The 11,877-nt window shown below is 43.2% G+C and carries 10 protein-coding genes; all 10 read right to left on the reverse strand.

Features of this window, described 5'->3' with window-relative positions; genetic code table 11:
• Positions 1-1,175 precede the first annotated feature (1,175 nt).
• The 10 genes from ACRRS0_RS06740 to ACRRS0_RS06785 all read right to left on the reverse strand — a co-directional run bounded on the left by ACRRS0_RS06740 (position 1,176) and on the right by ACRRS0_RS06785 (position 11,125).
• A complete protein-coding gene (locus ACRRS0_RS06740; RefSeq protein WP_432456195.1) occupies positions 1,176-2,873 on the reverse strand; it encodes a flotillin family protein in 1,698 nt (565 codons plus the stop codon).
• Positions 2,874-2,909: 36 nt separating this feature from the next.
• Complete coding sequence (locus tag ACRRS0_RS06745) at positions 2,910-3,566, reverse strand: OB-fold-containig protein (protein ID WP_432453965.1); 657 nt, start codon at positions 3,564-3,566, stop codon at positions 2,910-2,912.
• Positions 3,567-4,098: 532 nt separating this feature from the next.
• Entirely contained in the window at positions 4,099-4,533 is a 435-nt protein-coding gene (locus ACRRS0_RS06750) for a DUF2809 domain-containing protein (protein ID WP_432453964.1), read from the reverse strand.
• The gene (gene creD, locus ACRRS0_RS06755) at positions 4,514-5,863 is read right to left on the reverse strand and encodes a cell envelope integrity protein CreD (RefSeq protein WP_432453963.1); all 1,350 of its coding nucleotides are present in this window, start codon (positions 5,861-5,863) and stop codon (positions 4,514-4,516) included. The genes ACRRS0_RS06750 and creD overlap by 20 nt, the downstream gene beginning before the upstream one ends.
• Before the next feature lie 74 nt (positions 5,864-5,937).
• Positions 5,938-7,380: a two-component system sensor histidine kinase CreC gene (gene creC, locus ACRRS0_RS06760; protein ID WP_432453962.1), complete on the reverse strand. Its 1,443-nt coding sequence runs from the start codon at positions 7,378-7,380 to the stop codon at positions 5,938-5,940.
• On the reverse strand, positions 7,377-8,072 hold the full coding sequence (locus tag ACRRS0_RS06765; protein WP_432453961.1) for a response regulator: 696 nt from the start codon (positions 8,070-8,072) through the stop codon (positions 7,377-7,379). Before ACRRS0_RS06765 ends, creC begins: the two co-directional genes overlap by 4 nt.
• 251 nt (positions 8,073-8,323) lie before the next feature.
• Entirely contained in the window at positions 8,324-8,710 is a 387-nt protein-coding gene (locus ACRRS0_RS06770) for a nuclear transport factor 2 family protein (RefSeq protein ID WP_432453960.1), read from the reverse strand.
• 330 nt (positions 8,711-9,040) lie between these two features.
• The gene (locus ACRRS0_RS06775) at positions 9,041-9,634 is read right to left on the reverse strand and encodes a malonic semialdehyde reductase (RefSeq protein ID WP_432453959.1); all 594 of its coding nucleotides are present in this window, start codon (positions 9,632-9,634) and stop codon (positions 9,041-9,043) included.
• 712 nt (positions 9,635-10,346) lie between these two features.
• A complete protein-coding gene (locus tag ACRRS0_RS06780; protein WP_432453958.1) occupies positions 10,347-10,613 on the reverse strand; it encodes a hypothetical protein in 267 nt (88 codons plus the stop codon).
• Between the two features lie 185 nt (positions 10,614-10,798).
• The gene (locus tag ACRRS0_RS06785; protein WP_432453957.1) at positions 10,799-11,125 is read right to left on the reverse strand and encodes a GFA family protein; all 327 of its coding nucleotides are present in this window, start codon (positions 11,123-11,125) and stop codon (positions 10,799-10,801) included.
• Between the last annotated feature and the right edge of the window lie 752 nt (positions 11,126-11,877).

The following is an 11,877-nucleotide window of genomic DNA, read 5'->3' on the forward strand; positions in this document are numbered from 1 at the left end:
AAGAAACTAGACACCAATTTAAAAAAAACCTTTCACACTCTCGATAGCCAAGATTACGCTTTTAAATCCCATCATCTTCGCCGAGTAGCGCAAATGAACAAGGGAGCAAAGTTGAAGTCTGTTTGAGCGTAGCGAGTTACTTCAACGCCCTTGAGAATGAGCAACACAGGGTTTAAGAAGATGCAGGGCGAGCTTTCTTTTTGCTTCGTTTTTCTTTGCTCGCCAAAGAAAAATGACGTTGACGTAGGCGAAAGCTTTTACCCCGTTGCTGACACAGAATGACAGAATGGGGCAAAACTGAGTTAGAAAGGATTTTGTATGAGCTATTTTTGATCGTAAAAAATGACGCTCAAAAAAATAAACTAGAATAAACTAGACACCCATTCTAAAAACAAAAACCTTTCACACTCTCGATAGCCAAGATTACGCTTTTAAATCCCATCATCTTCGCCGAGTAGCGCAAATGAACAAGGGAGCAAAGTTGAAGTCTGTTTGAGCGTAGTGTTTACTTCAACGCCCTTGAGAATGAGCAACACAGGGTTTAAGAAGATGCAGGGCGAGCTTTCTTTTTGCTTCGCTAAGCTTTGCTCGTTGAAGCTTAATGACGTCGACGTAGGCGAAAGCTTTTCCCCCGTTGCTAACACAGAATGACAGAATGGGGCAAAACTGAGTTAGAAAGGATTTTGTATGAGCTATTTTTGATCGTAAAAAATGACGCTCAAAAAAATAAACTAGAATAAACTAGACCCCCATTCTAAAAACAAAAACCTTTCATACTCTCGATAGCCAAGATTACGCTTTTAAATCCCATCATCTTCGCCGAGTAGCGCAAATGAACAAGGGAGAAAAGTTGAAGTCTGTTTGAGCGTAGTGTTTACTTCAACGCCCTTGTGAGTGAGCAACGGAGGATCTAAGAAGATGCAGGGTGGCCTTTCTTTTGTATACTTTTCTTTGGCCAGCAAAGAAAAATGATGTCGCCGTAGGCGAAAGCTTTTACCCCGTTGCTAACAAAGAACGGGGCAAAAGCGCGTTAGATACGCACACTCTCAACTGTCAGCTTAGATTGCGAGCTGTATTAAGATGTGTCTGGTCCCATATGAACGATACAGCTAAGTCAAACTAAAGGGGCTGCTTAAGCCCCTTTCTAAGATTTTCTAGTTGGTTGGTTCAACTTGTTATGAGTTAGCTGCAGATTCAGCTTGCTTGGTAACTGCTAAAGCATCTTCAATGAGACTTGACTGGCCGGTGAGCAAATCTTCCAAACAGCCATTGTTTTTATCCACCAAGCCAACCTCTTTTAACATGGCATCAACTAAGGGGGCATTTGCGCGATATCCTAGGGCCGCTTCTGTGACTTGTTCCGCAAGACCGTGACTGTTGGATTCTCCATTTAGCGAGCTGCCATGACCCGCGCCATAGCCTTGGAGAATTTTGATGCCTTCAATGTTCTCTAAAGGCTTCACGGCGCTGGCAACCAACTCAGGTAATATTTTTAGGATCGCCAATGATTTTTGCAGCTCGACCTGTTCATCGCGCAAGGTGTTTTCAGCTTCGTACATTGCTTGTTTACCGGCGGCTTCTACGGCATACACCTTCTCATCGGCTTCGGCTTGGAGTTTTTTGGCATCGGCTTCGGCTTTCGCTTCAATCAAAATGGCAGATGCTTTATCTTGCGCCACTTTCTTTTCGGCATCGGCTTGCACGGTGATACCAACCGCATCACGTTCGGCTTCTTTTAGCGCATCAATCACCTCAATCTCTTTACGACGATTCGCTTCGGCAATTTGGCGCGCGGTAATCACCGCTTCACTTTTCTCAACTTTGACTTTTTCTGCTTCAGCTGCTTTTGCTTGAGCCGCCGATTCTTCTTCTGATTTTTGGGCAATCGCGATTTGTTTATCTTGTCCGGCAACTTCTAAATCACGTTGGCGTTGAATACTGGCTTGTTCTAAGGTTTTACTTTTTTCAATTTCACGAGTTTCAATATCACGAGATTTTTCAATTTCAGCCGCTTCTAAGGCGCGCTCTTTGGCAATTTCGGCTTCCCGCTCTTCTTGCTCTTTCATTTCACGGTTTTTTGAAATTTCGGCTTTTTGTTCGGCTCGTTTAAACGCCAGCACTTGTTCTTGGGTGAGTTTGGCTTCTTGTTCTTGCTTACTCACTTCAAGCGATTGTTTTTCTGCTTCTAGGTTGCGCTGTTCGATCTTAATGCGGTTTTCTTGCTGAATATCGTTGGTTTCTTTACGTTTTTCTTCAATTATTTTAGTTAATCGAGCACGACCTTCGGCATCAAATGCATTGTTTTCATTAAAAAATTGTAAGTCAGTTTGGTCAAAGCCAGTTAAGGAAACAGACTCGAGTTCTAAGCCGTTTTTCTCTAAATCGTTCATCACGTTTTGTTGCACTTTTTGTACAAAGTCTGAACGTTGTTCGTGCATTTCGGTCATCGACATTTCTGCGGCCACCGAACGTAGCACATCGACAAATTTGGACTCCATCAGTTTTTTCAACTCTTCCACACGCATGGTGCGAGTTCCCAAGGTTTGGGCGGCCATCGAAATACCTTCGCTATTCGGTGCAACTCGCAAGTAAAAGTCGGCCTTAACATCAACCCGCATCCGGTCTTTGGTAATCAATGCGTCTTTTTGGGTTTTCTCGACTTCGATACGCAGGGTATTCATATTTACTGGAATGGTTTCATGCACCACTGGCAAGACTATCGCGCCGCCATCTTTCACCACCTTCTCTCCGCCTAAACCGGTTCTGACAAAGGCTGTTTCTTTGGTGGCTCGGATATACAGCTTGGCTAAAATTAAACCAATGGTGAATAGGGCAATAAACCCAATACCGACCCAAATTAAGTAAAAAGCAATGCTGTTACTGTTAACTAATAAATCCACTATTTATCCTTAATGTTCGTTTAATAATTGGTCGAGTTTGCTGGCGGTCCAGTATTTCCGGTGCCGTTCAAGCAATACAATAATTGTTCCCGTTGGGAACGTGTCTTGGTCTTCTAAAGGTTGCACCATTAAGTAATGTTTTTGCCCGTATTGGTCGGTGCATACCGCTTCCGCTGGGCTGCCCACGGTTGCTGTGCCTACCGTTATTCTGGCCTGTAAACCTTTAAAGTCATGCTTAGAAATGGCGCTAGATTGGCTTTTGGGAAATACTCTGGCGATAGTTCTTCCTAAAAAGCGTGCGCTTAAAATGGCAAACAATAATGCTCCCAAGTGAGTCATAGCCGAGGGGAGTAAACCATTGCCACTGGAAAGGCTTAAGTAATTGAGGCTGAGCCCAGCAAGGCCAAAGCTGCTTAAGAATAGAATGATCCAAACCAGCAACGGTAATTGATTTAAATATAACCAACCGAGCAGCCCAGAAATCGCGCCACTATCTACATTGGCGTCCATATCCACGTTAAGATCTATGGGGAGAATGTCATCCAGCATGTTGAGTAGACTCACGCCCACTAATAAGCCTAATATTTCTATAAGAGCCAGCCCAAGCACAAAGGCTAAGGCCAAGCTAAAGCTGGTATTCACATCTGCGAGTAAAAATTGGTACATTCAGCATCCTTTTTACAATAAAAAATTGAAACGAGTCTTCGCTTCATTTCAACAGCATACCTTAAACATTAATCGCTAGTTTGGCGCAAGTTTTCGTTAAAGCCATGACCAATATGGAGCATTCTCGCGACAATTACATTTCCATCATCAAAGTGTTGAGCTTTCTCTGCCTTACTCGCTTGTCGGCATAAACTAGCACGCACACTTATCAAAGCTATTATTTAAATAAACATTAATCTAAGTGGTTGATATTACGCTTTGATTTTTCCACTCTCAAGTGGAAACACTCCGTTTTGCGAATTGTTTAAGGGAGAATGACTGGATATCAAATAACAGGATGTATTTTGTGAACTTACAGGGTTTTATGAAGAGACTGCCAATCATGTGAATTCATGGTGTTGATTTAGATATTTATGAGTCAATTCAAATATTGCAAGGTACGCGAAAGGCATCGTTTGATAAGCAACCATGATTTGCTCTACATATCGATCCTGTCGCGATTTTTACTTTCTAGTGTGGAAGCGCAGATCTTTTAACTTTGCTCGATGTCGATCAATAAGCACAACATACCGCCGATAAGATAAGCCAGCAAATCCATTCCGTCGAAGGTCGCTCCCAAAATAATATGTAATACCGATGAAGGGGCAATGTTCAGCCATTGGTTGATTTGCAGGTACTGTCCCATCTCTATTAAATATGCGATAAGGACTGCCGCAGCAGCCGTTATTTTAGACGAAACATTCACAATACTGGCAAGCAAATAGTGCAGCCACACCACCACGAATACATCTCCCAAGGTCGGTCGAATAAAATCATCTCGCACATAGCAAGCAATCACTATCAACACGATTAGCCACAATAGACTCTTTAATGCATGGGTCAGCGAAAAGCGCAGCCGTGACCTTGAACCAAAGCCGCCATCACGGCTGCTGTTTTTATTTGCATGTTTAAGCTTCTGTGGGGTCACGATTAGTCTCGGTTGTGAGCTCAGATACTGGGTTGCTGCGTTGGTACCAATCTACCTTGCGGGTTAATAACATCACGAAACTCAAAACGACGAAGCACAACAAGGTCCCCATGAGTAATGCGTAATTTTCTGCCTGTAGTAATCCAAATAGAATGCCATAGAGAATTAATAGGCTCATCCCAAACACCATGCCATGTTTGGTGCTATTTAAGATGCCGCCAACATAGATACTCAATAAACTGGTTGATGCAACAGCAGACAATGTATACGCCCAGTTAAAGCCCATATGTTCGCTCATTGAAATTAATAGTAGATAAAATAGTGCAAGTGCCAAACCAACAAAGCCATATTGCACGGGGTGGATCGGTCGCGCTTGAAACAGTTCCAATAAAAAGAAGCTGACAAATACCAGGGTCATAACCAAAAGCGAATAGTTTACCGCGCGATGTGATTTCAGATAGTGGTCTACAGGATCAATAAGGCTTACTCCCATTTGCCGTTGTTCTAAGTCGGCGCAGGAGTCCACGCTCGACAAACAACTTTCAAACCATTGAGCGATATTGGTTGAGAAGTTATTGCTTGACCACTGGGCTTTAAAGCCGGATTCGGAGATGCTGGACGAGACTGGTAAATAGTCACCAATAAAGCTCGGATGTGGCCACGCAGAAGAGAGTTCGACAGTGGAGCGATCACCGATTGGTGCAACTTGTAATGTGCCTGTGCCTTGCAGTAGAAAATTTAGGTCGAAAGCCAAAGGTTTAGTTAAATCGATTTGTTGGAGTTCTAAATTGCTATGAAACCCTTGGGGAAACTGGCTTAGTCCTGTCCCGGGAAAGACTTCAAAGGTCTTTCCCGCTAGGGCCATCTCATCAAGTCTGATTAAGCCCCGGCTATCTCGAACCCCTACAACCATACTTATTTGGGTTATCTCGTATTGACGTAGTGCATCTAACGCTGCAAGTTCAAAAGTTCCTCTTAATGTGGTCTGTGCTTTGTATAGTCGAGCACGATAAATACCCCGATATTTTTCAAAGCTGTCCAGTTGAGCGCTCATGTCAAAAGTTTTGGGTAAGATAAATTTTCGGTTCGCCAATCGGTAAGTTATGCCATTGCGAAGGTCTGGAACCGTGTAGTTCACCATGATAAAAGGACCGATAATATGTTGCTCGCTGCTACTGCTGCGAGCGATGTCGTTGATGACTTGTTCCTGGTTAACTGAACGCTCAGAGATTAGTCCACTGAGCATAGAAACGGGAATTTGAAGCAATATAAGTAAAAACAGCACGAATCCGAATTTCATGCCGAGTTGATGATTGAGGATTTGTTTCATTTTTCATTCTCCTTAACTGATGTTTTTAATTTAAAACAATAGTTTGGAGAATCGATGGAGCTTGTGTAGAGTTTTTATGTAGTTGCTAGGTTTAACGTTACTTTTACGCCCAAGCTTACATTTTTAATCTGAAGGCTACCTTTGTGCAGTTTCATTACCTGGTCTACAAAGTTGAGTCCCAGCCCGCTACTTTTCACTCCGTTTTCGCGTGGCAGAGAATAAAATCGCTCGGTCAATCGCGGCATCGCATAGTCGGGGATATGCGGACCTGAATTATAAATAGATAGATTTACCGCTTCCTTAGAGACAGCAAGCTGCCATTCAATCAAGCCATCTTGCTCAACAAAATCTAAAGCATTATCCATCAAATTATACAGAGCTTGTTTGAGTAAGAAAGACTCGCCAAGCACCACGCTATTTCGGTCGCATTTTATATTGCAAGTCGCTGCTTTGGCACTTAAGCGAGCATCTGCCGCCAGCACAACATCATCCAGTGCTTCTGCGATTGATATTTTCTCTAAGGTTTCTAACTGAGGTCGTTGTTCAAGGCGCGTTAGTTCGAGTAGATTATTTATCAGGGACAGCATTCGGTCACTTTCTCGTTCGATGTTATTTGCGAAACGAGCTATTTTTTCTTCAGGCAAAGGTATTTGTAAAATTTCGCTGGCACCTTTGATGGCTGAAAGTGGGCTTTTTAACTCATGGGTGAGAGTCTGCACATACTTTTCCACGTATTGCTTGCCATCAAGTTTATTGCGCATTTTCTGCAAGGCATCTCCGAGGGCTTGGTACTCATAGGAAATGCGAAAAACTGGTTTGGTGACTTTCTCTCCTTGCCCCAATTTTTTTGCGTAATCTTCGAGTCTGTTGAGTGCCGAATGAATACGCCAGGCGAACAACGCCCCAGCAATAAGCACCAAGCCACTCATCCAAACCATCCAAAACAAAACATTGCGTTTGGAGCGGTCAATAAACGGCTGAACGGAGCGATTGGATTTTGCAACCGTTAAGCTGCCGATGATTTCTCCGTGGTGGTAAATAGGAGCAGCAATATGCATGACCGTTGATAAAGGGTCCTTAGGATCTTCAGTGGAACTGCGCGCACCGTATTGGCCGCGTAGCGTGAGGAATACATCATTCCATTGCGAGTAATCTTTGCCTACATCTTGTTGCCAGGAATCGGCAATGACGATGCCTTGTTGATCGGTAATATAGATGCGGTGATTACTTGCTTTTTCGCCGACGCCCCAAATGTGAGATAGTGGATCTCGCTGGCCATAAGCGCTTAATAATTTCGCAAATCGACTCTCTGACATGTTGCCATTGGCGACATCTTGCTCCGCCAATACGGCAAGCAAGTTTGCCATATCGACCAGTGTTTCTTCCGTGGTTTGGCGTACGGTAGGCTTGAGCTCCAAAATTACGGTTTTGCTTACCATGTAGGCAGTAATTCCAAGCAGGATAAAATAGAGCAAGAACAGTCTAAATCCTAACGGTATCTTCGGCCAGCGGCTCATGACTGCCCCTTTAGACTATAAAAATAACCAAAACCTCGTTTGGTACGAATGCGTTGATGCATGGCAAACGGCTTCAGCTTGTTACGGATAGCTTTAATGTGGGTATCAACATTACGCTCGTAAGCAGCCTCTGGCGCCATATCGGCAGCTATCATCAATTGTTCGCGGCTCAATACATTGGAGGATACCGAAATCAGTTTGTTGAGGATCTTAAACTCTACTGCGGTGAGACCGAGTTTCTGATCGTTGACACAATAGTCAAAATTATCAGCGATTAATTGTTTGGTTGGTATTGGCTGAACTGCTGCAAGCGCTGGCGTCATTGTTCGAGATTTAATGCGCAGCTTGATTCTTGCTAACATTTCTCTGGGGCTAAACGGTTTGGTTACGTAGTCATCTGCGCCTATTTCCAAACCAACCACTCGATCTATCTCTTCGTTTCTCGCGGTCAGAAAGATGATCGGCAGATCAGAAAACTCGCGAATGGTTTTGCACAGTTCAAAACCATTCCCATCGGGTAAGCCGACATCCAACACTAACAAAGCAACGGCGTTCTCTTTCAAAAACGCTAAGCCTTCACCTGCCGTTGCAACCCACTGAGGGCAATAGCCATCCATTGCTAATACATAAATGAGATTTTCAGCAATTGCTGGTTCATCTTCAATGATGAGTACCGTTAATTTTTCATTCAATGTTCGAACTCCACAAAACGACTTACTGGCTATTTATTGCGATGTAAAAGCCAACCCTGTGGTTAGCTCTCAGGTTTTGAATCACAGGCTATCGAATTAGTTTTATCATGGCAAAAAATAAAACAGAGAAGCTAGTCCCGTTTAAATACTCAGCGAATGAAGAGGGATTAAAGTGCCAGGCAAGAGCTGTTCAGATTTGGCTGGACAACAATCATGAGTTGGAGTCGAGACTGAGGGCTCTCAATGTTGGCTTACATGACGTCGCAAACGGTTTTACTATCAACAAATTGTTCGAAACTTACTATCTTACTATCTTTCAGTGTCCATAAGTGGGCAACTCTGGCTTTGAAATGCTTGCCGGTTGTCTTATAGGTTCCACTATAAGTACCATAAGCAAAAACCTTGTCACCTGACGCAACATAGTCTTCAACTGCAAAATTATAGCCATCCCATTCGCTGGCTAAACGCGCAAACACATTTTTTTCAATTTCGTCAAATCCTTGGTACGTTCCCGCATAAGGAAAGCCAGCCGCTTCGGTCCATTGAGTGTCAGCGCTTAGGTAACGTTTGAGGTTTTTGCCGTTTTCTTCCGAGGTTTTACCTTCATAGGTACTTTTTACAATATCAAGATTAGTCATCGAGTTAGTCTCCTAATTAAAAATCTCTTGATGGTCATAGTCATAGGACCGTGTTTGGATATGCCTTAAGCATAACGAACACAAGGCGGTTCGAATAGCCTTAAATGAAGCTAAAATTTAGCTTAAGAGATGGCCTGTGAAGACTTCATCGCGGGTTCAGTGTTGAAGGTATTTTGGACTGCATGGGGAAATGAGCTGGTTTGGCCTGCGTATAAGATCATCGCGATTGTTAAACACGACGACATCGCCATGCTGTGTTTTGCTAGCAGAGCAGCCAAACACGCGATTGCCTTGCTTGCTAAAAGGCGAATAGCGGCTTGGCGCAAATCACTAAAGTATTTTAACGACGTCTTCAAATGCGAGACGAGGTCCTCTCGGATAGTTTTGTGCTGCATCCCCATAGCCAAAATTGATGATGAAGTTAGATTTATAACGCCCCTCAGGGAAGAAGCTGTCATCGACCAGTTTGTTATCAAAGCCACTCATTGGGCCGCAATCTAAACCCAGGCTGCGAGCTGCCATGATGAAATAGGCGCCTTGCAAACTTGAATTTCTAAAAGCGGTTGCATCGCGGAAACTTGCATCATTTGCAAACATGTCTTTGGCTGTTGGATAAGCGGGGAATTGCTCTGGTAGATGATTATAAAACTGCTCGTCAGAGGCAATGATGACCGAGGCTGGTGCCGCGAGGCTCTTTTGCTGATTCCCAGGCGCTAAGGCTTTATTTAACTTTTCTTTTGCGTCGGCACTTTTAACGACCACATAATAACCGGGTTGGCAGTTCATGGATGTTGGCGCCCATTTCATTAATTCATAAAGTTCTTTAATCAATTCATCGGGTACCGCTTTATCTAAGAAAGCATTAAATGTTCGGGCTTCTGTAAACAGCTGGTTTAGAGCCTGTGCATCTAGTTTGGTAGTCATATTCTTCTCCGGTTCATGTGGGTAAGTATTTTGTTATTCACGAATGAAGTTTCAATTTATAGTTTGGTTTGCGTTGTATGCTTTTATATTAGCTAACCGTTGCTCAAGCTAACCGTAATAACTATTGTGGTCGAATTTAGTGAATGTGCCATCAAAATAGTTAAATGCACTCCGGAATCCCCTAAATTTTTTAAGTCACTCCGATAGTTGTGATTTTCGCCAGCAAGAGCGAGCACATGGTTAGCGATGGGCCATATATGGATGGTTATATGCGGATGCTTATAGACGATTGTAATTGTAAGCGATTAGGTGAGGTATGAAGTGGCCTTAGCAGGATGATAAGCCGTAAGATTAATACCCATCTAACTCATTATCTGTTGATTGTTGCGGGCCTAAATCACCGCTAACTGGGTTCTGTATTTGGTCATTAAAGCCACTGGTGACTGTAGTTCATGCTTGGTTATCGGCAGATTTATGCTGCGCAATCTGTGGATCATATAATGAATCAGTTTGCTATAATATGACGTTTTAGGCTAGCCAAGCGTGCCAGCGATTATGCTGACACCTGCTCGATAAACCTAAGTGAGCGCTTAACCCGAAGTTTATACAAATTAGCTTAGCTATTGGAAGTTAGTGCTGTTTGTATCGAGCGAGTCGCAGGGAAATTACACTGCTGCTGGCTCTAAGCATGTTGAAGCGGTGGATCACTTTCTCACAGGTCTAGATTTCGAGTTAAAACTTCTGCGGATGTAATAATTCGTTTTGTCCGATAAAGCTCTGGATGTTTTTCATCGTCGGCGTAGCCAACGGGCTCTCCAGCACCAGTATTAACAAACCAAGAGTTTTCTGGTTTACGATCACCCAGCAGTTTTTTAAATTCGGTTGGCTTAACACCAATGGCTTTAGCTGCCGCATTGTAGGTGCAGCGAGTCTTAATATTGTTCAGGTAATCTCGGATGATGATTATTTTATCCAGCATTAAAAAGTAATTCCTCGAAAGTTAACGCCAAGCTCAGGCTTGTTGCCCGCTTGGCTTATTTCACCTATCAAGATAGGCCATTTTGTTGTATCACATGAAGCGCTAGGTTATGGCATCTTCGGGTACATTTTCTTGATATTGCGGAACACCATCTGCGATAGTTTTCCAGTTTGCTTTAGAGCCCACTAAATATGTCTTCCCAGTTCAATGTGAGGATCTTCGTTAATACAAGCTAAAGTTACCCCGTGGACTCTACCATTATAGAGGCCACAATGTGTTGAACCGCATTGACTACAAAATTGCAGGCCAAATCCATGTTTACCCACATAAGAAGTCAGTAAGGTTTCACCAGACACCCATTTGAATTTATTTGCATCAACTAAAGCATAAGCCGAGGCTTGCAAACTGAATGCCTTGCGGCATTGGGAACAATGACAGGAACGAGCATCTCGTAATACGCCATTAATACAATATTTGATTTCCCCACAGAAACACTCACCAGTGATAGGCATCCACTTCCCTTGATAGATTAACCTGTATAAATCTAGCACGATTTGCTTGGTTTATGCATTTCAAAGAGAAAAGTGATGCTGTTTAGGGTGTTGATATCTGCAAAGATGCGCCCATTTTACACGACATAGCCGTGATCAACATCCGTTCGATCAACAAACCTAGCAAAAAAACATCAAAGTCTGGTTAAGCATCTTGGCATCGTTGATGGCTTAAGGGGCTGGCGGTTGCCGGTAGTTGCCGATGCTTGCCAAAGTTCTCGCTATTGGTTCTCTGAGCATATGGGATGCGAAGTGAGTGCTTGGCCTACTTTGTTAAGCCTTGCTTGGATTAGATGTTCTCCCTGCTAGCAAAGCGGTTCGACGCGCTTAGAACGTTAATGATGGATAGTGATATTCGCCGAGTCGTTGTTCAGGTCTCACTTCTGTGAGTGTTTGAGCGATTTTTTAGTCCTTCGTTCGCAATATGAGCAAAGGCTGGTGATTTGCTCTTTAGTCATGGCTGTGACGTCGTTTGCTCGCCTTTCTCTCGCCTTTCTCTCGCTTATCCGCTTGAAGCTGCATATTGCTTTCACAAGCTCAATATTTTCGGTGTCGCTATCTTGCCGCGGTTGTAAAAAACATTGAGTTGTCATTATGAGTGATTTTTCCTGCGGAACCTCTGTTCAATACAAGCCCCCTCATAAACTTTTGTAAATTTGAATCTGAGCAGCTTTATCTTTAAAAAAATACACGATTAATTTCTATTCCTTACA

Source organism: Agarivorans sp. QJM3NY_29 (genome assembly GCF_050870835.2).
In the GTDB taxonomy this organism is placed as follows: Bacteria; Pseudomonadota; Gammaproteobacteria; order Enterobacterales; family Celerinatantimonadaceae; genus Agarivorans.

Coding starts and splice junctions, on each gene's coding strand:
- ACRRS0_RS06745 (WP_432453965.1), bottom strand. CDS start 3,566: ATGTACCAATTTTTACTCGCAGATGTGAATACCAGCTTTAGCTTGGCC.
- creD (WP_432453963.1), bottom strand. CDS start 5,863: ATGAAACAAATCCTCAATCATCAACTCGGCATGAAATTCGGATTCGTG.
- creC (WP_432453962.1), bottom strand. CDS start 7,380: ATGAGCCGCTGGCCGAAGATACCGTTAGGATTTAGACTGTTCTTGCTC.
- ACRRS0_RS06770 (WP_432453960.1), bottom strand. CDS start 8,710: ATGACTAATCTTGATATTGTAAAAAGTACCTATGAAGGTAAAACCTCG.
- ACRRS0_RS06775 (WP_432453959.1), bottom strand. CDS start 9,634: ATGACTACCAAACTAGATGCACAGGCTCTAAACCAGCTGTTTACAGAA.
- ACRRS0_RS06780 (WP_432453958.1), bottom strand. CDS start 10,613: ATGCTGGATAAAATAATCATCATCCGAGATTACCTGAACAATATTAAG.
- ACRRS0_RS06785 (WP_432453957.1), bottom strand. CDS start 11,125: ATGCCTATCACTGGTGAGTGTTTCTGTGGGGAAATCAAATATTGTATT.